The sequence below is a fragment of the Enterococcus sp. LJL90 genome (assembly GCF_056924355.1).
The window spans coordinates 62786-85735 of sequence record NZ_JBXPBQ010000008.1 but is presented as its reverse complement, the minus strand read 5'-3'; the positions used below and the strand labels follow the sequence as shown (position 1 = coordinate 85735).

Sequence of the window (22950 nt, the reverse complement as noted above, 5' to 3'; positions counted from 1 at the left end):
TAGAATAGTCTTTATTATTTCAAGAGAGTTTCGACTTGTCCAGAGGTTTTCGACAAATTTTTTCGGACTATATGCTATGATGTTGTTGTAAGAAGGACAGAGAAAGAAGGATTATGATGATTAATAAAGTTGCTGGACCGGAGGATTATCCGGTTATCGTTGAGCTGTGGGAAAAATCAGTGCTTGCCAGCCATGATTTTTTGACATCAGCCGATTTTAATGAAATTAAGGCCAGCCTACCACAAATGTTGCCGGAGGTTGATTTACTATTGTGGTATGACAAAAGTCAGCTAGTTGGTTTTTCTGGAACCCGGGACACAGCCTTGGAGATGCTTTTTTTAGATCCCAATGTTTTTGCTCAAGGCTATGGCCGGCAGATTATTGATATTTTGAAAAAGGAGTATGGCGTACAAACCGTTGATGTCAATGAACAAAATCGACGGGCGAAAGAATTTTATTTGAAAAACGGCTTTGCTGTAATTAGTCGCAGTGAATTAGACGATGCGGGCCGGCCTTATCCGTTACTGCATTTAAGTTTATAAAAGGAGTGGTCTGCATGCTTCAACTTAAGCGAGTCTATGCTGCCCCATCTGAAAATGACGGCTATCGAATTTTAGTCGACCGAATTTGGCCTCGAGGTGAAGCCAAAGAGAAAGCTAAAATTGATTTGTGGCTCAAAGAGATTGGCCCCAGTAAGGAACTGCGCCAAAGCTTTCATCATGAGGAAATGACTTTTTCTCAGTTTAAAACAGCTTATTTAAAGGAGCTGGCAACAGGGGCAACTGCTGCAGCTTTTCAAGAGCTGCAGCAAATTGTAGCTGAACAGGCGACTGTGACGCTGCTCTTTGCTTCAAAAAATCAAACAGAAAACCAAGCGGTGATTTTAAAAGAACTATTGGAAAAGTAAATTTACTGCTTGTGTTTTAAAAAATTTTCTAGTACACTGATTTTGTGAAGAAAAAGTTTAACCTGAAAGAGGTATATTTGTGAATGTAGTCGGTATCTAATCAAGCAATTTAATAGCTGAATAAGCCCAAGCTTATTTGGTGTGCTAATAGATACCTGTCAAAAATAGTAGAATTTTCCAGACGGTAGGGTGTCTTTGTCCTACCGTCTTTTTTTGGCGGACAAAGTCCTCGCCGGAAAAACTTTTAAACTAAAACGACTTTTTGTTCACAGGAGAAAGACTGTCTGCAGGTGTCTATTCCCAAAGAAAGGAATAGAGATGAATAATCAATTATTACAAACCACGCAATTTAACGAAATTAATGACCGGCTGATGCACTTAACCATCAGTGACTTTGCCAAAGAATTATTAGCAGACCGCAGACCATTGACTAATTTCAATGCCGTAAAGCGAAAACTGGCTGAGACTGACGAGGCCAGCAATTTACTTGGCTCAGGTCAGCACGTCCCCTTTATGGGCTTGACACGGATTCAACAGCTGACTAAAAAAATTGAAAAAGGCTTGATTTTAGAAATTGGCGAGCTGATTGAATACGGCGACTTTTTACGGAGCTTTCGCCTGATTGCCAAGCTGTTTGAAAAAAATCAGTATCAAGCGCCGACCTTAGCCAGCTATGCCAAAGACTTGGCGGATTTATCTGAGGTTGAAGAGGCGATTAATCAAAGCATCCAAGGCAATCAAATTGCCAGCGAAAGTTCTCGTCAACTGAGGAAAATCCGCAATCAGATTCAAAAAATCGAAAAAGATATTGAAGGCAGGATGGCCAAGCATTTAAGAAATTGGAGCGGCAGCAATTTTCTGCAGGAACGGCTGATTTTGAAAAAAGCCGACCGCTATACACTGCCGGTCAAGGTCGAATTCAAAAATAAAGTTAAGGGCTCGATTGTTGAAAGCTCCCGCCAAGGCCAAACCGTCTACATTGAGCCGAATGATGTCAGCAAACTCAACGAAGAATTGATTTTTGCGAAAGCTGAGGAAGTGGCGGAGGTCTATCAGATTTTAGCTTATTTAACAGGACTGATTGCTGAGAATCTGCCGACGATTCATTACAGCAAAGATATTATTGTCGAGCTAGATATTATTTTTGCCAGAGGAAAATTAAGCCGTAGCTTCGGTGGTCGCAAACCGGACATCAATCATGAAGATGTTTTGCGATTGAAACAAGTCAAGCATCCTTTATTAGATAATCCAGTTCCATTAAGTTTGGAGTTGGGTGCTGCACATCGAGGATTGATTATCACTGGTCCAAATGCTGGCGGAAAGACGGTTGTCTTAAAAACCGTCGCTTTAACTTGTTTATTGACGATGTCAGGGATTTTTGTCGCCAATCAAGCAGGGACGACGATTCCAATTTTGGATGAACTCTTTATTGATATCGGTGACCAACAAAGTTTGGAAAATGCCTTAAGTACCTTCTCTGGTCACATGCAAAACATTTCGCAAATTTTAGCCAAGAGCCGCAATCATACCCTCGTGCTCTTAGATGAAATCGGCAGCGGCACTGAACCCAAAGAAGGGGCCGCTCTAGGCATTGCCTTGATGGAGGAAATGTATTTAAAAGGAGCTTTGGTGATTGCCACCACCCACTATGGGGAAATTAAAGATTTTGCTTTGCAGCATCAGGACTTCGTCACAGCAGCGATGGCTTTTGACAGTGCCAGCTTGTCACCGAAATACCAACTGTTATTAGGAGAAGTTGGCGATAGCAACGCCTTTTGGATTGCCAAAAAAATGCAGGTACCAGCTAATGTGTTAACCCGCAGCCGAGATTATCTGCAAACTAAAAATTATTCCTCAGAGAAAAAAGTATTTGCTAAACGACAAAAAGCAGCACCTAAAGTCGAAGCGATTGCCTTTGACAAAGGCGATCGGGTCTACTCCGCTGAGCTGCAGAAAACCGGCTTGTACTATGAAGAAAAGGATGCTTCTTATGGCATCATTTATTTAGAAGGGGAATTTAAAACCGTCCTAAAGCGCCGTTTAGAACTAAAAGGCGCTGCCAAAGATTTGTATCCTGCTGATTATGATTTAGAAAGTTTATTCACTGATTTCCATGAGCGAAAGAAGATTCGCGATTTGGAACGGGGTTCCAAAAAAGCCCACAAGCAATTGGCTAAAGAAGCTAAGGAGCGAGCGCAACAGTTAGTGACAGAGAAAAAATAATCAGAAAAATATACAATGGAAGTCTTTTCATGGCTAAATGCGGCAAAAAGATTTATTATAAAAGAAAGACTTGAGGAAGCTAGTAAAATCTGCAGGCTTGTAGAGCATTCTTGCTGATGGCCCGCAGGATTTTAACTAGCAGGGCAGAATAATAAAATGAGTGAGCTAAAGATTGGCTTCAAGGGGATACTTGATATTCGACGGTTAATCCAACCGCTGCTTCATTTTAAAAATTTCAGCGCCTCAGGTAGTAAAATTTATAATTAATTATTCTAGGAGGAACTCCCATGAAAGAATTTTTTGTTGGGCAAGAAAACTTTTTAAAGGATTACCGCAAAGTTGCCAAAGATGAAGACCGCAGCGACGATGAAATTGTTGAAGGCGTTAGACGTTACTTGGATGAAAACTTCACCAGCCAATATATTTTACCGGCTGAAAAAAGTCTCACCAAAGGGGCGTATAGTTTTCCCTTCGATAAACAAATGTACACCGATGAATTGGATGAAACCTTGAAGAATCGTTATATTTATATCGGTGAAGCGATTGAGTTGGAAACTCGCGAAGACGAACAATTATAAAAAATTTAACCTCTGTAAAATCTATCCCTACCACAAGGAAGGGTCAGGTTTTACAGAGGTTTTTTTCGGCCTTCAACCGGTTAATTTTTGACAGAAAAAAAGCCCCTTGCTACACTAAATGCAGATTGAATACGAAAAATAGGTTGAGGTTATGATGAAATTAAGAAATTGGTTGTTGGGTATCGGCAGTATTTTGCTACCGTTAGGGATGATGATGATTGTTTGGGCCAGTTTAAATGTAGCGCCTTTTGGTGATGGCAATTTATTGGTGAGTGATACTGGAACCCAATATTTAGAATTTATTCATTTATTTAAAAAATTTTTTGAAGAAGGCTTTAGCAGCTATTCCTTTTCCAATGGCATTGGCGGCTCCATTGAAGCTTTGAGTGGCTATTATCTAATTAGCCCCTTTAATTTGATTGCCCTTTTGTTTGCAGACGAGCAGATGCCGATTGCAATTATTTGGATTATGACCACCAAAATTGCCCTGATTGGTGGCAGTATGTATTTTTATTTGGCTCGTCATTATCAAGAGACGAGCCTCTGGACATTAGTTTTTTCAACGGCCTATAGTTTTTGCGGCTTTGTTGTCGCCTATAGTTTAAATTTTATGTGGCTGGATGCGTTGATTTTCCTGCCGCTAGTCGCTTATGGATTGGAAAAGCTTTGGCGCAGAGAAACGGGTTTTCTTTACGGTATTAGTCTGCTGCTGACGATTGTCACCAATTATTATTTAGGCTATATGGTCTGTATTTTTGCAGTCCTCTATAGTTTGTATCTCTACTGGTTGGACAATCCACAAAGAGACGCTTGGCGGATAAAGGTTTTATGGCAACGCTGGCGAAAATTTTTAACGATTTCTATTGCGGCAGGTTTGGCCACCGGTTTTATTTTAATTCCATCGTTATATGGAATGTTGCAAACAGCTAAGACAGATTTTTCTTTGACCGATTTTCTACCCTTTCCCCGCTTTCTCTTTTCCGCTTTTTCACAGCTGGGGATGGGCACTTATAATTTCGAGATGCGCTTAGACCATCTGCCGACTATGTACACTGGTATTATCGTAATGCTGCTGTTTATCAGCTTTTTTATGGCGAATAAAATTGATCCGCGGGAAAAAAAGGGAGCCGCTTTTTTAGTTGGCTGTCTCTTTGCTTCTTTTATCATTGAATTATTTAATACCGTCTGGCACATGTTCCAAAGTCCAGCGGGATTCCCGTACCGCAATACTTTTATTTTCAGCTTTTTAGTTGTTCGCTTCGCCTATGAAGGTTTTTTACACCTGAAAAAAGATTATAACTATAAGAGGGCAGCCCGCACGATTTGGAAAAGTGCTGCTATTTTGAGCGGTTTAATTTTAATCGGGCAGCTGGGAATTATCTTTGAGGATGCTTGGTTTAATGAAAGTTATGTCGGCGGGAATTTTGTAGTCGAGTCCCTGCTGGTAATCTGGCTCGGTGGCTTATTGTTGGTTTTATTTTTCCAGCAGCAGAAAAAAATCTGGTTGGTCTTAGCAGCGCTGTTGACCTTGGGTGAGCTGGGGGACAATTATCGTTATGCGATTCAAGATTTAGACTACGGCTCGCAAAAACAATACGCGAATTATTATGTAGCGCAAGAAGATTTAGTTGACCAATTGACCGATGACCAGCCGCTCTTTCGAATCAATGAAAAAAGCGATGAGGAGAACAACGGCTATTCAATTGGCTACAATAGCTATAATGACGGCTTTTTATATAATTTTTCTGATATCTCCAGCTACACCTCGACTTTAGAAAAAGATGTCTTGGACACATTAGTTAATTTGGGGATTTATTCAAAAAATGAGCGTCGCTTCACCTATGTGGATGAAAATCCGGTGTTAAATTTATTATTAAATGTCCGTTACTCAATTAAGCCAAATGAAATCAAAGACCGGACGCCAGAATTTGTCGAAAATAATTTATATGTGTATCAAAATGAAGAGGCTTTGGGCATGGGGCTCTTAGTCAATCGCTCAGATGTCGAGTTGAAGGCCAATCAGGTGATTGAAAATCAAGAAAAAATTCTCCAGTCGCTTAGAGCGGAGGTCAATCCGTATTTCCGCAGCGCTGAGTTAATTGATGTGGATACAACAGTTGAAGGTAAAACGACGATGACCTTAAAGACCACCGCCGCTGGTAATTTATTTATGTATTTGCCGAATGTCCGCTGGCGTCAAATTGATTCTTTTAAAGTCAACGGGGAAGAGCATCAAACCGATATCACGATTATGACCAATCAATTATTTAATCTGGGTTATTTTGATTCACAGGCAGAAATTGTTTTAACCTTTAAAACGGATAATGCATTTGATTATACGGATTGGCAAATTGCCACGCTGGCCCAAGATCAATTCGCTGAGTTATTAGCTGAGCAAGATCAGTTTGCGGTTCAATTGAACAGTCAACGGGATGATTATTTATATGGCAGCGTAACGGCGGCCTCTGACAATAAACGATTGTTTCTTTCAATTCCCTATGATGGCGATTGGACGGTTAAAATTGACGGCAAGCCAGTTACAACTGAAAAAGTGTACGGCAGTTTCTTATCAGTGCTAGTACCAGAGGGCGCCCATGCCATCAGCCTAACTTATTTATCGAAACCGAATCTTTATGGAGGAATTTTATCCTTGTCGGTGATTGGCTTAACTGGAATTTATTATGGCGTGAAGGGCCTTCGTTGGCTAGTGAAAAGGAGTCGCAAATGAAAAAAATTGCTGTGATTGGTGGCGGAATAATCGGTCTGACCTTAGCTAATTATTTAGATACAACTAAATTTGCTGTGACTGTTTACGATGAAGGGCTTGGTCAAGCAACAAAGGCGAGTGCCGGAATTATTTCCCCCTGGCTGTCAAAGCGGCGCAATCAAAAATGGTACGCGTTGGCTCGTGACGGGGCCGCCTTTTATCAAAAATTAGTCAGTGATTTTAAATTGGAGCCGACAGTCTATAAAAAAAGTGGCACGTTAATTTTGCGCAAGTCTCAGGATGTAGCTGAGCTGTCTGAATTAGCGACGGAGCGTAAAAAAACAGCACCAGCTATTGGTGAGATTCAACTTTTAACAGCAGAGGAAACAGCGGAACGCAATCCGCTGTTAAAGCCGCAGCCGTCCTTACTGATTGACGGCGGTGCCCGTTTAGATGGCAAAGCTTGTTTGCAGCAATTAAGAAAAATTGCTGCAGCCAAAGGAATTCAGTTTATTCCAGAAAAAGCGACTGTTCAGCGTAAAGCTTCAGCCTATGAAGTTTTAAGTCCGCAAACTGGCAAAAAAGATTTTGATTTTATCGCCTTTACTAACGGGCCCCATTTACCAAACTCCTTAGAACCTTTAGGCTATCTCGCCAAGGTTCGACCGCAAAAGGGCCAGCTATTGGTTTTTCAAACCAATTTTTCTACTAGCGGAAATTGGCCAGTGGCGATGTTAGACGGTGAAGGTGATTTGATTCCCTTTGAAAATGGAAAAATTTTAGTGGGGGCCACCCATGAAAATAATCAAGGGTTTGATTTAGAGGCGACCCCGGCCGCTTTTGCAGATTTACAACGAAAGACGCTACCTTTTTTAGCTGAGGCGGCTTTGTTTAGCCAGCCGTATCACTATCGAGTTGGGACCAGAGCTTATACAGAAGATTTTGCGCCATTTTTTAATTGTTTGCCGGCTGATCCGGCCATTGCTATAGCCAGCGGGTTAGGTTCTTCTGGCTTAACTACCGGCCCGCTGATTGGCTTTTTGTTGGCAAAATATTTTAATGAGGGCATCAACGATTGGCAGCAATATCAAAAGCCACTGACAGATTATCTTGAAGTAAAATAAAAAAGCGCTACTCAGTGAAACATCCCTATACTTTTGGGATGTTTCAGCTGGTAGCGGCTTTTTTGCGACTAGTTTAATTATTTTTCAAAATAAACACAGACAGTTTCAGGGGCGAAGACATCTTTTTGTAAAAGTTTTAATTCGCCGGTTTCGCTATTGCGTTTGTAAAGCGTTAAATTGTCGGTATCTTGGTTAGCGGCAATTACGTATTCGCCATTTTGGTCCATGGCGAAATCACGGGGGATTTTACCTTCTGTTGAAACATGTTCAACTAGGGTTAAATGTTTGCCATCATCGCCAACAGCATAGACAACGATTGAGTCATGACCACGGTTTGAAGCGTAAACGAACAAGCCGTCTGGTGAAACTCGGATGGCTGCGCCGCCGTTAAATTCAGTGAAGCCCGTTGGTAAAGTAGAAATACTTTGCAATTCAGTAAAGCTGCCGTCCTTAGCATCATAGGAAAGGACTCTGACTGTGCTATCTAATTCGCCAAAGAGGTAAGCAATTTTTTCATTTGGATGAAAGACGATGTGACGGGGACCTACGCTGGCAGCCGTTTTAAATTGGCTAGCCAAAGATAATTTCCCAGCGTCGCTAACATCATAAGTGTAGACGATATCCGTGCCTAAATCACAAACTACTAAGCGTTGGTCAGGCGTCAAATCAGTGTAATGAACATGAGCTGTATTTTGATTTTCATGGGGACCAGTTGCTTCTTCATGGGTCACAGAGTCAGCAAATTCTAAGCTGCCGTCTGCCAAAATTTTATAGACAGTTACTTCGCCTTTATGATAATTAGCGCCATAGACTAATTGTCTAGGCTCATCGACTGCAACATAACATAAAGGTGCGCCTTTTTCAGTGACAGCATTTAAAAAATTAAAGTCTTGATCATAGGCACCACAACCACCTTTGCCATCAACGGCAGTTACTGTATATAAGTCGCCTTTCGAACTTTTAGTCAAATATGTTGGACTGTTTTCCTTGGTTTCCAACTTTAAATCTGTCAGTGTTTCAGTCTCAGTATCTAAGACAATCGAATAAATTCCTTCACTGACACGGCGGGTATAAGTACCCAATAAAATTTTTTTCTTCATTCAGACTAACCTCCGTAATTTAAATTCCTTTTTTATTCTACCATATTCTAAAAAGCTGTGGAAAAAAGAACGCTTACTGTGCCAGTGAATTTTGGCTATGTTATAATGTGAAGTGAAAAATACCTTTGGGAGGAAGTTGTAAAATGATTCAAGCGAAAGTCAATGGGATTGGTAAAGCAGCAATGAGTGACGAACCGCTGCTACTTTTTTTTAATGACAGCGTCAAAGAAACAGAGGAATTAAAAAACCATGTCATCATTCAAGAAATTGCCGGAGAAGTACCGGAATTTGACCTCAAAGAAGGCAGTAGTATTTCTTTTGATGACCAAGAGTACCAAGTCGTTCATGTGGGGCCAGTTGCCAATCGCAATTTAACCGATATTAATCACGTGGCCTTTGTATTTACAGATGTGCCAGCTGAGGATGCAATTTTAAACGGCGTTTATTTAACGCCGCAAGTTGTGCCGACAATTTCTGTGGGTACAGTGATTACTTACAAATAAAAAAATCCGGTCGCTGATTTTAGTCCTAGTAGAAAAAATGACGATTTGGGCTGGCTTAGCTAGGTTGGAATCTTGCGTTAACTAGAAATTATTTGGATTTTAAAGCTGAACAACAGCAAATAGGCTGGATTCAGCAATGGTTTAAAAGCAGCTATAAGTGATTTTGCTGCAAAAAAATTTAAGGAGGCCGCCATGGGAGAGGAAAATAAAAAGAAGTTTTCTTGGTTTTGGCGCTGGTTCTTAAATAATCAAGTTGTCACGGCGCTGTTAATTGTCCTGTTGGTGCTATTAATTATTCTGACCTTTACGAAGGTGTCGTATCTTTTTGAACCAGTCGGTCAGTTTTTAGCAGTCGTTGGCTTGCCGATTATTTTATCGGCCATCTTGTATTATTTATTAAATCCAGTGGTTGACTACCTTGAAAAAAAGAAAGTCCCCCGCGTTGTCAGTATTATTTTAGTATTTATTTTGATTGTGCTGCTGCTTATCTGGGGAATTGTTGCCTTGATTCCACGGATTCAAGAGCAGGTCTTAAGCTTTGCCAATAATTTTTCCAGCTATGCTAATACGCTGAACAATATGATTGATGAAATCACCAGTCATCCGATTTTCGGTGAGCTCAGCACCCAACTGGATGAAATCGGTCAGCAGATTAGCAGCTCAATTGGCAGTATTGTCCAAAATATTTCTCAAACGACTTTTAAGGGAATCGGCAATATTGTCGGCACAGTCGCAACAATCGTGGTCGCCATTGTCACGATGCCGTTTATTCTTTTTTATCTGTTAAAAGACGGTAAACGCTTGGCGGATTATTTTCTAAAATTTTTGCCAACCAAATGGCGTCAACCGACCTATTCAGTCTTATCTGAGATGAATCAGCAGGTCTCTTCGTATATTCGGGGCCAATTAACGGTGGCTTTTCTGGTTGCCGTGATGTTTATCATCGGCTTTACGATTGTCGGCTTAGACTATGCCGTCACTTTAGGAATTTTAGCCGGTTTTTTAAATTTGATTCCGTATCTCGGTTCTTTTTTAGCGATGATTCCGGCAGTTTTTATCGCGTTAGTCATCAGTCCTTTTATGTTAGTCAAGGTCATCATCGTATTTATCATCGAGCAAACGATTGAAGGGCGTTTTGTTTCCCCATTGATTTTAGGCAGTCAATTGGCGATTCATCCGGTGACGATTTTACTGGTGCTATTAACCTCTGGCCGACTCTTCGGCGTTGTCGGTGTCATTTTAGGGGTGCCGGTTTATGCCGCCGCTAAAGTTGTCATCAGCCATATCTTTGATTGGTATCGTAGTATTTCTTCTCTCTATCAAGATGAGCCAGAGACAGATTCTCCATCAGATAAAGAAACTAAAGAGTAAAAATAGAAATGTAGCACTTAGCGAAGACGAAAGGCGTTTTTGCTAGGTGCTTTTTTATTTTGGAAGAAGCTTCCAGAATTTAAAAACTTTGAGGGTAATTTTTGAAAGCGCATTCTTAAAAGCGGCAAAGGACTTATTTTGAAAGCGTTAACTTGGTATAGTCAATTTATTAAAAGGAGGTCATGAGATGTTTAGTAAAGTGATGGATGTAATTGAACGAGTGGTGCAGCCTTTCGCTGCCAGAATTGGGAACAATAAATATGTCAAAGCAATTACCAACGGAATGCTGGGGATTATCCCGATTACAGTTGGTGTATCCTTTGTTTCAATTTTGGTCAATTTACCAATTGAAGCCTGGCAGAATTTTTTAACAAGTATTCATATTTTAGCACCGGCGCAGGAATTAATTACTGCAACCAGAAGTCTTTTAGCAATTTATACCGTTATTTCAATTTCTTATAGCTTAGCCAAAGAGGTTGGTCAAGATCCAAAGCCGACGGTTTTGATTTCAACGGCTGTCTTTATCCTATTGATGCCTCAGCAAATCACTATCGGGGAAGAAACCGTCAATGCACTCTTATCATCAAATCTTGGCAGTAATGGGATCTTCGTTGGCATTATCATTGCGATTTTAGTATCAGCCTTTTACAACTTTTTAATTCGCAAAAATATTCGCTTTAAAATGCCGGAACAAGTGCCAACCAATGTCTCAGCTTCAATGACACCGATCATTGCGGCGATGATTATTTTCACCTTGGCCTTTTTAGTGAAATATGGCTTGAGCTTAACAAGCTATGGCGATATTTTCTCTTTACTTTATGAATTTTTGACCAAGCCGGCGATGTTCTTAGGTCGTAGCGGTTGGTCGGCAATTGTCTTTTACTTTATGTTGCGTTCAGTTTTTTGGTTCTTCGGAATTCATCCAAGTCCCACCAATGCCATTTATTTACCATTGCAAGCGACTGTTCTAGCAGCCAATATTGAGGCGATGGCAGCCGGTCAGCCAATTCCTTATATCGAATTTCAAATTATGGCGGTGTTGTGTACCACTGGTGGTACCGCTTGTACGATGGGTTTAGCAATTTGTATGTTCACTTCAAAGTCAGAACGATATAAAGCGCTAAATAAAATTGCCTTTATTCCGGGGATTTTCAATATCAATGAACCTTACGTTTTCGGAGTTCCATTGATGTTAAATCCGTTTATGTTAATTCCAATGTTGTTGGCACCTTTAGTTTCCGGGATGATTGGAATTGCCTTTGTCCAACTAGGCATTGTCAATTCGATGAACTTTAATGCAGCTGTTTCAGTTGCGTGGGTGATGCCGCTGCCGATTAGCGCTTTTATGCAAGGGGGCTTGGCTTTACTGGCCGCTAGTTTGCTAGTTATTGTCGCCCAGACAGTCATCTACTATCCATTTTTCAAAATCATCGATAAGCGGGCTTACAATGAAGAATTAGAAATTGAAAAGCAAAAAGAGTTGGCTCGTCAAAACCAAGAACAAGTTGTCACTGTTCCAATTCCTGATGTAGAATCAATTTAATAACCAAAAGGGATTGATGACATGATTATCGAAAATTTGAAACATGTAAAAAATTTAACCTACACCGAAGAAATTTTACGGGATTTCATCATTGAAAATCCCGAGGAAATTATGAAAATTAGTGCGACTAAATTAGCTCAGGAGTGTCATGTGGCCATCTCTAGTGTTTCTCGTTTGGTACAAAAGCTGGGCTATGAGAAATTTTCTGATTTCAAAATTGAATTTGCCAAAAGCTACCAAACTTTGATTGAAACAGCCGCCTTGTCCAAAGTCAAACCTTTTAGTCAAAGCACCACCATGGCAGAGGTCATCAATCGTTTTCCGATTTTGTATCAGCGGGCGATTGGCTTTACCCAAGAGCATTTAAAGGACGAGGAATTGGCTGCAATTGTTGAAAAAATGCTGGGGGCGACAGTCCTAATTTATGGTACAGGCATGAATTTTTCCCTTGCTCAGATAGCGGAGTATAAGCTGGAAGAACTAGGCATTCATTGTAAGGCGCAAGATTCTCTCCATGATCAGTTAGTTGATTTATTGGGATATACGAATCAAAAGACCTTTGCGATTTTCTTAACCCATTCCGGCAATAATCGGGCTGTCCTAAAAGCCGCACAACGAGTTCATCACAACGGGATTCCTTCGTTATTAATCTCGGCTGCTGACAAAGAAGGGAAAATTCAACAATATGTTGACCAGCAAATTGCGATTATCCCCACAAAAAATACCGGCGACTTTTCGTCGACCCTGTGGAGCATGTCGATTCAGTATATTTTAGATGTTTTAGTGGCAGGGGTCTATGTTAAAAAAATTGATTTAATTAGTGATATTGCAGAAGCTTATCATTATTATCCAAAGGAGCGATAAAGAATATGGAGTTTCCAAAGAATTTTTTATGGGGCGGAGCTACCGCTGCAAACCAATACGAAGGGGCCTTTTTAAGCGGTGGCAAGGGTTTATCGGTGGCTGACATCGCCACTTATAAACCAGACTTGGATGTCGGCAATTATGCGGCTCATCAATACTATAGCTTAGAAGAAATTCAAGCCAGCGCTAAAGATTTAACGGAAAATAATCTTTATCCTAAACGACACGGGGCTGATTTTTATCACCATTACAAAGAAGATATCCGCTTGATGGCGGAGTTGGGCTTCAGTGCTTTTCGGATGTCCATCGGTTGGGCGCGAATTTTTCCCAACGGCGATGATTTAGAGCCCAGCGAAGAAGGCCTTGCCTTTTACGATAAAGTTTTTGCGGAATGCCGTAAATATGGAATTGAGCCGCTGGTGACGTTGTCCCATTATGAGCCGCCATTGAATCTAGCGTTAAATTATGACGGTTGGTATGACCGCAAAGCCATCGATTTCTTTTTAAATTTTGTCGATGTGGTGACCACTCGCTATCAAGAGGATGTTAAATATTGGCTGACCTTTAATGAAGTCGATAGTATGGCTCGCCACCCGTTGACCACCGGTGGCATCATTGAGGACAAGTTTGCCAATCAAAATTTTGAAGAAGTGATTATTCAAGCGATGCATCATCAATTTGTAGCCAGTGCTCTAGCTACCAAGATGATTCATGAAAAAATACCAGCAGCGCAAGTCGGCTGTATGCTAACTAAACGCACCGTTTATCCGTTTACACCGAATCCAGATGACGTGCTCTTGGCTCAAAAAGCCGAGCGGGATTTATATTTATTTTCTGATGTGCAGGTGCGGGGGGCTTACCCGCGGCATTTTGAAAATTATTTAAAGGAAAAAGCAATTTGCTTGCACAAAGAAGTCGGAGACGATGAAATTTTACAAGCTCACACCTGTGATTTTGTTTCATTTAGCTATTATATGTCCCAATGTATCAGTGCAGAGCCTAATCAAGAAGAAGCGGGCGGAAATATTTATCAAGGGGTCAAAAATCCGTATTTGACTAGCTCAGAATGGGGCTGGCAATTAGATCCAAAAGGTCTGCGGAAATCCATGATTGATTTGTATGACCGTTATCAAAAACCGTTGTTTATCGTTGAAAATGGAATTGGAGCCGTGGATACAGTGGATGCAAATGGCGAAATTATCGATGACTATCGCATTGATTATCTGCGAAATCATATTTATGAGATGATGCAGGCAGTGATTGAAGATGGTGTAGAACTTTTAGGTTACACCATGTGGGCTTGGATTGATTTAGTCAGTGCATCAACAAATCAGATGAGCAAACGCTATGGCGTGGTCTATGTCGATTGTGATGATTTTGGTCAAGGAAGCTTCCAACGAATGAAAAAGAAATCCTTTGGCTGGTATCAGCAGGTGATTGCCACGAATGGGCAAGCTGTTCTTGAAGAAGTTAATCAAGTTAAGCAAAGCCTACAAGAGGTTTAAAATAAAAGCGGCGCCAATCTGAAAATGATTGGCGCCGATTTTTTGGGTTATATGATAGCTGCTTTTTTTTTCAGCTTAGAAGCTCAAAGCGGCTTCTTTAGCTGTTGCTAAACCAGCGTTTAAGATTTCATCTTTTTGTTCTGGATGATGGTCAATACCTTCGATTTCAATTTTTGTCACGTCTGCAACGCCGACAAAATTCAAGATACCTTTAACGTATTGAGAAGCGAAATCTTGGCCGCCGTACATGCCACCAGCAGATTGGATGTGCATTGCTTTTTTACCAGAAGTCAAAGGACGAGGGCCGTCCACTGTATAACGGAAAGTTTTGCCCGCAACGTTAACTGTATCGAACCAAGCCTTCAAGCGTGTTGGAATGTTTAAGTTCCATAAAGCATTGATGATAACGATTTTATCAGCAGCTAGGAATTGGTCAGTTGAAGCGTTAAAGCCGGTGATTTTACCTTGTTGTTCAGGTGTTAAGGTTGTAAATTCAGTGCCAGTTCTTAAAGCTTCCCAGCCAGTCAAAACGTCTTTGTCGATTTCAGGCACGCCGTCTTCAAATAAGTTAATAGTGATGATTTCATCACTAGGATTTTTTTCTTTGTAAGTATCTAAAAAGACTTCAGCAGCCTTCAAAGATTTTGATTCCAAACCAGTTAATGGATGAGCATTGATAACTAAAACTTTAGACATGTAGTAATTCTCCTTTGAATTTTTAATAACTAAAAGTAAGTAACGGAATTATTTTACCTGATAAATTTTTAAATGACAATAGTAATGCTCAGCTAAAACTAATTTCGTTAAAATAAGTGTAAAATAGCAAGAAATTTCCTGTGTTTTTAAGCAAAAAAATCAGTGCTCGTTGCTGAGAAAGTTTTTTCGTCGTAATTGTTTTTTTCGTGAATTAGTATATTTTTTTACAGTTCATTGGTGTAAAATAATTTTTATTGAGATTGTTTCAAGAAAGGATAGTGACATGTACACTCCATATGAAATCGGCGAAATCGCTGTCGAAACGGGCGTTAAAAAAACAAAAAAAACTTTATTAGAAAAATTAATTTTAGGCTTTATCGGTGGGGCGATGATTTCCCTCGGCTATCTAGCTTATATCCGAGTGATTTCTTCGGTGGCCCACGAGTTAGGCAGCCTCGCATCTTTTATCGGTGCCTGTGTATTTCCTGTTGGGCTAATTGTTATTTTGATGGCTGGTGGTGAGTTGATCACCGGCAATATGATGGTGGTGGCGATTAGTTTTTTTGGCAAAAAAATTAGTTTTCTAGATGTGGTCAAAAACTGGTTGGTGATTACTTTAGCCAATTTAGTAGGAGCCTTTTTTGTAGCTTACTTTTTTGGGCATATTGTCGGCTTGACTGGTTCGGGGGTCTATCTTGAAGAAACAATTGCCGTGGCCGGAGCTAAAATTGATGCCACCTGGCTGCAGGCTTTTTTTTCTGGGATTGGTTGTAACTGGTTTGTCTGTTTGGCAGTTTGGTTGTGCTATGGGGCAAAAGATGCCGCTGGAAAAATTTTAGGCATCTGGTTTCCTGTAATGACCTTTGTCGCTATCGGCTTTCAGCATAGCGTGGCAAATATGTTTGTGATTCCCGCTGCCATTTTTGAAGGCAGCTACAACTGGTTAGATTTTTTTAACAATGTGATTCCAGTTTACTTTGGCAATATTGTCGGTGGCGCAATTTTTGTCGGCTTCTTTTATTACATGATTTATTTACGGAAGCCTCATTAAGAAAAAAATATAAAAAAAACATACTAAAGCTTAAGACAACCAGTCTACTTATGGCTGTTCTTAAGCTTAGTATGTTTTTTTTATTTCTTCAACTGTTTTTTCAACTTCCAATATTTGTAAGCGAAGAAGCCACCGCCGCCAATTGCAAGGACAACAATAACTGCAATCACGATATAAAGTAATGAATTATCTTTTACCATTTCAGCTGTTGCCGGTTCGGCACTCGTTGCATTCAAGGCAGCGGCCGTTTCTGGTGAAATCGTAAAATCAACCGTCTCCTGCCATTCCTGCTGCCCAGATGTCGCCGTGACAAGCACCTGATAATCGCCAGCTGTTAAGCTTTGATTTTCCATAGAAATAAAAAAGTTAAAAAGGGAGCTAGGAGCAAATTGTAAATTTTGACTGCTGTCTTCAAGAACTGTTTCATTCTCTCGTGTAATTGTGTAGCTGAGGTTAACTTGATTCAAATAGGCAGCTGCCTGATTATTAATTAGCAAATCAATGCCGTTGCGGCCATTTTCTTGGGCAGCTTCAGCCCCTTCAAAAGCTAGCTCAGGTGTCACTGCAGTTTGATTTTCCTGTAGCAGCAACGCAATTTCTCGAGAAAATCGCTGTTTGACATTACTGTCTTCACCGCTCGTTTCAGCAGCGGAAATATAAATGCCACCGGCTAAAACCCCATCAAAGGATGTTTCTGGCATTGTGACAGTGAGGGGAACTTGAGCCGTTTCGCCAGCGGCTAATGTTAATTGGCTAGTCTCCAGCTCAACAAAGTCCTCAATGTTTAAAGTCGGCTGGCTTAAATCAGTATTGTTACCGGAATATTCCACCACACCAACAATATTTGTGACTGCGCGATTAAAACTGAGATTCAAATTCAATTCCTCTGTCGAGTCATTAGTCACATCAATCGTCAATTGACTGCTGGTGCCGGCTGCTTGTAAAATATCAAAATAACTCGTGTTGTTACCGATTTGATTTTCTGGGACTTCAATGGTAGCTGTGAAATTTCCTAAACTCGTGCTGGCCGCCTGAGTAAAGGTCGGCTGAAATAAACAGAAGAAAATCCCTGCAATCAGCAGGGACAATAATTTTAACCAAGAACAACCTTCTATCTTCATAAATTCTCCTTATTATTCAGCAGAATTTGCTGGGGCAGAACTGAAAGTCCAATCCAATGTTGTTGTATATTCAGTCGCTAATTTCCGAGTGTTTTCCGCAATGTTCATAGCAAATTGGCTCAAGTCAACCGATGTCTCTCCTAAGCCTTCACCAGCGCCGGCATTCAACACATCATAAGTAGTTCCAGGAATTAACGCTAAGTCACCAGCTGTTGCAAAATTGCCGGCAATTGTGTTTTCTGTAAGGTTAGTGACTGCTGCATCGTGGGAAATAATTAATGACGCATTGTTTAAGGCTTCTCCGGTAGTTGCCGCAAATTGACTTTCTTGAGTCAATTTAATCGACCATTCACCAGTTGCATCGCCACGGTTATCGCTGACTGTCACAGCACCAGTTGTTGCGCTATCGCTTTGAGTGCCGGTAACAGTTGCAGTTCTCGTTTCAGCTGCTGTCGTTTGAATAGATAAATCACCAAAATTTAAACTAGTTGGAATAGTGCTTTCTCCATTAAAAGTGATACCGGCATCTTCATAGTTCAAGCCGCCCGTTGTAGTTGTGCTAGCCAATGCAACACTTCCTTGAATAAATAATGCTCCCGCTAAAGCCACCGTTGATAAAATATATTTCGTTTTCATGTTTTTCCTCCAAAAGTTAAAAGTTTTTTTCTTTTCTGAGGTTTAAAAATAATTCAGAAATGCTTTTTGAACAATCTCTTTGCTTCTTTGAAAGCAATTAGCTATCAGGAAGTTTTTATTTTCTTTAGCAAAAAAGCTGATTCCTAAAGGCTTCGTAGCGTAGTAGTTGATGAGGTGTCAAAAAAATTCATTATTTTCTGCAAAAAATAAAAACGGAATCTAAAAAAATTGAGATGAACATTTTTTTGATAAGTGTGAAACTTTCATGCAAAATGCTTGCCTTCTGCAACCATCGTGCTATAATGACAAAGCGTCATATGACAAGATGTCATATATATTTGGTTGAGAGGAGACGAAAAAAATGCCCACCAATACTTTTTTCGGACTGCCGCAGGAAAAACAACAGCGTTTGTTGGATGCAGCCAAGATTGAGTTTTCTAGAGCTTCATTAAATGAAGCCTCGATTTCCAATATTATCAAGCTGGCTGAGATTCCCCGCGGAAGTTTTTATCAGTATTTCGAAAATAAAGAAGACCTCTATTATTATTATTTTGATCAGCTGCGACATGATACCCGTCAAGAATTGCATAAGTCGATTCAAGCGGCTGACGGTGATTTGTTGGAGGGAGTAAAAAGCTATTCCAGCAAAATGATTTACGAAATTTTAACGGGAGAAAATTCGGCCTTCTTCAAAAATTTATTTATGAACATGGATTATCGTTTCTCCAGAAGAATGACTGCCCAGATGGATGGCGATGAGAAGGCTGAAAAACGCCGGCATCAACGACATCAAGAGGATTATTCCTTGTGGGACAGCATCAATCAAAGTCAATTGAAAATTGACAATCAAGAGGATTTCCGCATGCTGCTGCACATGCTGATGACTCAAATGTTTATCATGATTGCCACCGGATATCGGATGCAGCAAAGCGATCCGGATTTTCAAGTGACTGACTTAATAAAAAAATTCCAAACGCAAATTAATTGGGTGCGGGACGGAATTTATCTACAGAAAGAAGGGGAATAAATGCTAAAAATTATTAAAAGAATTGCGCCGGCTTCCGCAATCGCCGCTTTTCTCTTTATGATTGTGCAAGTTATGGCGGATTTATATTTGCCAACATTAACCTCCAATATTATCGATAATGGCGTTGCAAAAGGCGACATCGATTATATTTGGCAAACAGGTTTTGTGATGATCGGTTTTTCTGTCATCAGTATTATTGCCGCCCTTGGCAATACCTTCTTTGCGACGCGGGAATCGCAAAAGCTAGGCAAGGATTTACGGAGCGAAATTTATCATAAGTCAGAAAATCTCTCCACCAATAGTTTTGATAAATTCGGGACAGCTTCTTTAATTACCAGAACGACTAATGACGTCACCCAAATTCAAATGGTTATGCAAATGTTTTTGCGGATGATGATTAACGCCCCCATAACTTTAATTGGTGCCAGCTTCTTAGCCTATCAAAAGGATGCTCAGCTAACTAAAATCTTTTTGATTGTCATTCCAATCATGATTGTATTAATTGGTGCTATTATGTTTTTTGCAGTGCCACTTTTTAAGAGCATGCAAAAGAAAAATGACCGTTTGAATTTAGTTTTCCGGGAAGGCTTAACTGGTGTTCGGGTTATTCGCGCCTTTAATAAAGCGCCTTATGAAGAAAATCGTTTTGACGATGCCAATAAAGATTATTTGCACACGGCGGTGAAAGTCAACACGATTGTTGCTTTGATGCTGCCAATCATGACTTTGATTATGAGCGGAACCAACGTAGCAATTATTTGGATTGGTGGCCACTATGTAGCAGATATGAGCATGGAAGTTGGTAATTTAATTGCCTTTATGACTTATGCGACGCAAATTTTAATCAGCTTTATGATGCTCTCCATGATTTTTGTGATGGTGCCTAGAGCACAAGCATCAGCCGCTCGGATCAATGAAGTCTTAGATGAAAAAGATCAAATCGTCGACCCGACTAATCCTGAAACTATTTCGCCAGAAGGCACAGCCGCTAGCTTAGCCTTCGATCATGTTGACTTCCGTTACCACGGAGCTGAAAATTTGGCGTTAGAGGATATTGATTTCAAAGCAAATTCCGGGGATGTGGTCGCCATTATCGGCGGAACCGGTTCAGGGAAATCGACATTGGTTAACTTAATTCCCCGCATGTTCGATATCGATGAGGGTGAAATTTCGATTAATGATAAAAGTATCAGCAAGGTGACCCAGGAAAATCTGCGGGACAATATTGGTTTTGTCCCACAAAAGGCTGTGCTGTTTTCAGGAACGATTCGGGAAAATATGCAATACGGTCGTGAAGATGCTACCGATGATGAAATTTGGAAAGCTTTAGAAATTGCTCAAGCCAGCGACTTTGTTAAAAACTTAGAAGACGGTTTAGACAGTCATGTGGAACAAGGCGGCGGTAATTTTTCCGGTGGTCAAAAACAACGGTTGGCGATTGCTCGGGCTTTAGTCAAGCAAGTTGACCTATATGTTTTCGATGATTCCTTTTCAGCTTTGGACTTTAAAACGGATGCTAATCTAAGAAAAGCTTTGAAAGAAAATGTTACTGACAGTATCGTGGTGCTAGTGGCACAACGGGTTAGTACAGTAATTGATGCCGATACGATTTTAGTTTTAGACCAAGGGAAAGTCGTTGGTCAAGGAATGCATAAAGAATTATTGGCAACGAATGAAACTTATCAAGAAATTGTTCATTCTCAACTGAGAGAGGAGGACTTGGCATGAGCGAAAAAAATAGCACAACACCCCAACAAGGTCGGCCTGGTATGATGGGCGGCGGCCATGGTGGTGGTCCCGGCCGCAACATGGGTGCCAAAGGTCCGAAGGCGAAAAACTTTTGGAAAACCGTCCGGCGGTTGTTTGGCTATATGTCCAGTCGAATGATTGCTTTAGTGACAGTTTTAATTTTGGCAATCGCCGCAGTTATTTTCCAAATCAGAGCGCCAAAAGTTCTGGGGGAAGCAACAACAGAAATATTTAACGGAATTGTCACTGGTGTCAAACAAATGCAGGCTGGCCAAAAAATCACGTCCTATCCCATCGACTTTACCAAAGTCGGTCAAATCGTTTTAGTCGTGATTGCGCTGTATTTGACGGCAGCATTGTTTAGTTTTCTGCAACAGCTAATCATGACCCGGGTTTCTCAACGGACTGTTTACGATTTGCGGAAGGACTTAGAAGAAAAGATGAATCGGGTACCAATTTCTTATTATGATACCCACACTAACGGGGATATCATGTCCCGGGCGATTAATGATATGGATAATATCGCCAGCACTCTGCAACAAAATTTGACCCAGTTTGTGACTAGTATTGTCACATTAGTCGGTGTCATTATCATGATGTGGTCCATCAGTTGGCAATTACTTTTAGTCGCATTAGCAACCATTCCATTAAGCTTGGTTGTCGTAATGGTGGTTGCGCCTCGTTCGCAAAAATATTTTGCCGCACAACAAAAGAGCTTGGGTTTATTAAATAACCAAGTCGAAGAAACTTACGCCGGCCACACGATTGTCAAAACTTTTAATCATGAAGATGCCGATCAAGAAGTCTTTGAAAAAGAAAATGAAAAATTATACAACGCCGGCTGGAAAGCGCAATTTATTTCAGCGATTATTATGCCGTTGATGAACTTTATTAAAAACTTAGGCTATGTCTTTGTCGCCGTTCTTGGTGGGATTAAAGTGGCTAACGGAAATATGACTTTAGGGGACGTTCAAGCCTTCTTACAATATACCAATCAATTTTCACAACCAATTACCCAAATTGCCAGCTTGATGAATACCATTCAATCAACGGTTGCCTCAGCTGAACGGGTCTTTGAAGTGTTGGACGAAGCAGAGATGGATAACGAACCATCTAATTTACCAGTTGAAAAAGATTCACCTTATAAAGTTCGTTTTGAACATGTCCAATTTGGTTATTCTGATAATGAACCATTGATGACAGACTTTAGTTTGGATGTTGAGCCCGGCGAAATGGTGGCGATTGTTGGACCAACTGGTGCCGGTAAGACCACAATGATTAACCTGCTGGAACGCTTTTATGATGTGAAAGGCGGCAGCATTCGCTTTGATGGCGTTGATACGCGGGATATGAAACGGGAAGAATTGCGGGAACATTTATCAATGGTTCTGCAAGATACTTGGCTGTTCACCGGTAGTATCAAAGATAATATTAAATATGGCAATGAAGAAGCCACAGAAGAACAAGTGTTGATCGCTGCCAAAGCCGCCCATGTGGATGATTTTGTTAGAAAATTGCCTGATGGCTATGACACTATTTTAAATGAAGATGCCAGCAATATTTCTCAAGGTCAACGGCAATTAATCACCATTGCCCGGGCCTTTCTAGCCAATCCAGATGTTTTAATTTTGGATGAAGCAACCTCCAGTGTCGATACTCGGACTGAAGTCTTGATTCAACGAGCGATGAGCCGTTTATTAGAAAATCGGACGAGCTTTGTTGTAGCCCATCGTTTATCGACAATTCGTGATGCCGACAATATTATCGTGATGAATCACGGTTCAATTGTCGAAACAGGAAATCATGATGAGTTGATGGCGAAAAATGGCTTCTATGCTGATTTGTACAACAGTCAATTCAGTGAAGATGTCGCTTAAAAATTATTAAACTACATTAATAGAAACAAAAACGTCCCTGCAAAAGTTAGCTTTTAACCAAACTTTTTGCAGGGACGTTTTTGTTAAAGCCATTTTTTCAGGCGGCGGTTGAAAAAAACCGCGGAAAATAAACTAAATCCAAAATAGATAGTCAACGCTATCGGGTAAAACTGATAGCGAAAAACATAAAAGAAAGAGACGAGGGAGAACATTCCAAAGAATATACCGATAACAGCCAAGCGCCAGCGTTGATAAAGAGTTAAGAGAGCGACACTGTAGCCACAGAGAAAAAAGCATAAACAACACAAAGCTAAGGCGGCTAATTCAAAGATAGTCATCAGTATTCCTCCTTTTGCTAAAGAGAAGCA

20 protein-coding genes are annotated in these 22950 nt (G+C 40.5%); 15 read left to right on the top strand and 5 right to left on the bottom strand.

What is annotated here, in order from left to right; all coding sequences use genetic code 11:
- Positions 1-116: 116 nt before the first annotated feature.
- The 6 genes from AC1Z3S_RS15700 to AC1Z3S_RS15675 all read left to right on the top strand — a co-directional run bounded on the left by AC1Z3S_RS15700 (position 117) and on the right by AC1Z3S_RS15675 (position 7539).
- Positions 117-542, top strand: a complete 426-nt coding sequence (locus AC1Z3S_RS15700; protein WP_461741142.1) for a GNAT family N-acetyltransferase — start codon at positions 117-119, stop codon at positions 540-542.
- A 14-nt stretch (positions 543-556) separates the two neighbouring features.
- Entirely contained in the window at positions 557-907 is a 351-nt protein-coding gene (locus tag AC1Z3S_RS15695) for a DUF488 domain-containing protein (protein ID WP_461741141.1), read from the top strand.
- Between the two features lie 318 nt (positions 908-1225).
- Positions 1226-3130 (top strand): endonuclease MutS2, encoded by a 1905-nt coding sequence (locus AC1Z3S_RS15690; RefSeq protein ID WP_461741140.1) that lies wholly within the window; start codon positions 1226-1228, stop codon positions 3128-3130.
- A gap of 287 nt (positions 3131-3417) precedes the next feature.
- Positions 3418-3708, top strand: a complete 291-nt coding sequence (locus tag AC1Z3S_RS15685; RefSeq protein ID WP_461736430.1) for a DUF5960 family protein — start codon at positions 3418-3420, stop codon at positions 3706-3708.
- Positions 3709-3862: 154 nt separating this feature from the next.
- Positions 3863-6436 carry a YfhO family protein gene (locus AC1Z3S_RS15680; protein WP_461741139.1) on the top strand — a complete coding sequence of 858 codons (2574 nt, stop codon included), beginning with the start codon at positions 3863-3865 and terminating at the stop codon, positions 6434-6436.
- Positions 6433-7539 (top strand): NAD(P)/FAD-dependent oxidoreductase, encoded by a 1107-nt coding sequence (locus AC1Z3S_RS15675; protein ID WP_461741138.1) that lies wholly within the window; start codon positions 6433-6435, stop codon positions 7537-7539. The genes AC1Z3S_RS15680 and AC1Z3S_RS15675 overlap by 4 nt, the downstream gene beginning before the upstream one ends.
- A 77-nt stretch (positions 7540-7616) precedes the next feature.
- Here the strand turns inward: AC1Z3S_RS15675 and AC1Z3S_RS15670 are convergent, their stop codons facing one another.
- Complete coding sequence (locus AC1Z3S_RS15670; protein WP_461741137.1) at positions 7617-8639, bottom strand: lactonase family protein; 1023 nt, start codon at positions 8637-8639, stop codon at positions 7617-7619.
- A 143-nt stretch (positions 8640-8782) separates the two neighbouring features.
- Between AC1Z3S_RS15670 and AC1Z3S_RS15665 the strand changes: the two genes are divergently transcribed.
- The 5 genes from AC1Z3S_RS15665 (at position 8783) to AC1Z3S_RS15645 (ending at position 14425) form a co-directional block, all read left to right on the top strand.
- Entirely contained in the window at positions 8783-9142 is a 360-nt protein-coding gene (locus AC1Z3S_RS15665) for a PTS glucitol/sorbitol transporter subunit IIA (protein ID WP_461736434.1), read from the top strand.
- Positions 9143-9334: 192 nt separating this feature from the next.
- A complete protein-coding gene (locus AC1Z3S_RS15660) occupies positions 9335-10513 on the top strand; it encodes an AI-2E family transporter (protein ID WP_461741136.1) in 1179 nt (392 codons plus the stop codon).
- Positions 10514-10700: 187 nt separating this feature from the next.
- The gene (locus AC1Z3S_RS15655) at positions 10701-12056 is read left to right on the top strand and encodes a PTS sugar transporter subunit IIC (protein ID WP_461741135.1); all 1356 of its coding nucleotides are present in this window, start codon (positions 10701-10703) and stop codon (positions 12054-12056) included.
- Positions 12057-12077: 21 nt separating this feature from the next.
- Entirely contained in the window at positions 12078-12920 is an 843-nt protein-coding gene (locus AC1Z3S_RS15650) for a MurR/RpiR family transcriptional regulator (protein WP_461741134.1), read from the top strand.
- Between the two features lie 5 nt (positions 12921-12925).
- Positions 12926-14425 (top strand): family 1 glycosylhydrolase, encoded by a 1500-nt coding sequence (locus tag AC1Z3S_RS15645; protein WP_461741133.1) that lies wholly within the window; start codon positions 12926-12928, stop codon positions 14423-14425.
- Between the two features lie 75 nt (positions 14426-14500).
- On the opposite strand, the gene AC1Z3S_RS15640 is transcribed toward AC1Z3S_RS15645, so the two are convergent.
- Positions 14501-15121 carry an FMN-dependent NADH-azoreductase gene (locus AC1Z3S_RS15640; RefSeq protein ID WP_461736436.1) on the bottom strand — a complete coding sequence of 207 codons (621 nt, stop codon included), beginning with the start codon at positions 15119-15121 and terminating at the stop codon, positions 14501-14503.
- A 283-nt stretch (positions 15122-15404) separates the two neighbouring features.
- Here AC1Z3S_RS15640 and AC1Z3S_RS15635 point away from each other — a divergent pair, with 283 nt between their 5' ends.
- On the top strand, positions 15405-16172 hold the full coding sequence (locus AC1Z3S_RS15635) for a formate/nitrite transporter family protein (protein WP_461741132.1): 768 nt from the start codon (positions 15405-15407) through the stop codon (positions 16170-16172).
- A gap of 80 nt (positions 16173-16252) precedes the next feature.
- Here AC1Z3S_RS15635 and AC1Z3S_RS15630 read toward each other — a convergent pair whose 3' ends face one another.
- Both AC1Z3S_RS15630 and AC1Z3S_RS15625 read right to left on the bottom strand, forming a co-directional pair.
- Positions 16253-17293, bottom strand: coding sequence for a WxLIP family cell surface protein (locus AC1Z3S_RS15630; protein ID WP_461741131.1), 1041 nt, complete (start codon positions 17291-17293; stop codon positions 16253-16255).
- A 12-nt stretch (positions 17294-17305) separates the two neighbouring features.
- Positions 17306-17929, bottom strand: coding sequence for a WxL domain-containing protein (locus tag AC1Z3S_RS15625; RefSeq protein WP_461741130.1), 624 nt, complete (start codon positions 17927-17929; stop codon positions 17306-17308).
- 361 nt (positions 17930-18290) lie between these two features.
- Here AC1Z3S_RS15625 and AC1Z3S_RS15620 point away from each other — a divergent pair, with 361 nt between their 5' ends.
- Genes AC1Z3S_RS15620 through AC1Z3S_RS15610 form a run of 3 tightly spaced genes read left to right on the top strand, consistent with a single transcriptional unit; the run spans position 18291 to position 22582 of the window.
- Positions 18291-18956, top strand: a complete 666-nt coding sequence (locus AC1Z3S_RS15620; RefSeq protein ID WP_461741129.1) for a TetR/AcrR family transcriptional regulator — start codon at positions 18291-18293, stop codon at positions 18954-18956.
- Positions 18957-20684 (top strand): ABC transporter ATP-binding protein, encoded by a 1728-nt coding sequence (locus AC1Z3S_RS15615; protein ID WP_461741128.1) that lies wholly within the window; start codon positions 18957-18959, stop codon positions 20682-20684.
- Complete coding sequence (locus AC1Z3S_RS15610; RefSeq protein ID WP_461741127.1) at positions 20681-22582, top strand: ABC transporter ATP-binding protein; 1902 nt, start codon at positions 20681-20683, stop codon at positions 22580-22582. Before AC1Z3S_RS15615 ends, AC1Z3S_RS15610 begins: the two co-directional genes overlap by 4 nt.
- 83 nt (positions 22583-22665) lie before the next feature.
- Here AC1Z3S_RS15610 and AC1Z3S_RS15605 read toward each other — a convergent pair whose 3' ends face one another.
- The gene (locus AC1Z3S_RS15605) at positions 22666-22920 is read right to left on the bottom strand and encodes a hypothetical protein (RefSeq protein ID WP_461741126.1); all 255 of its coding nucleotides are present in this window, start codon (positions 22918-22920) and stop codon (positions 22666-22668) included.
- Between the last annotated feature and the right edge of the window lie 30 nt (positions 22921-22950).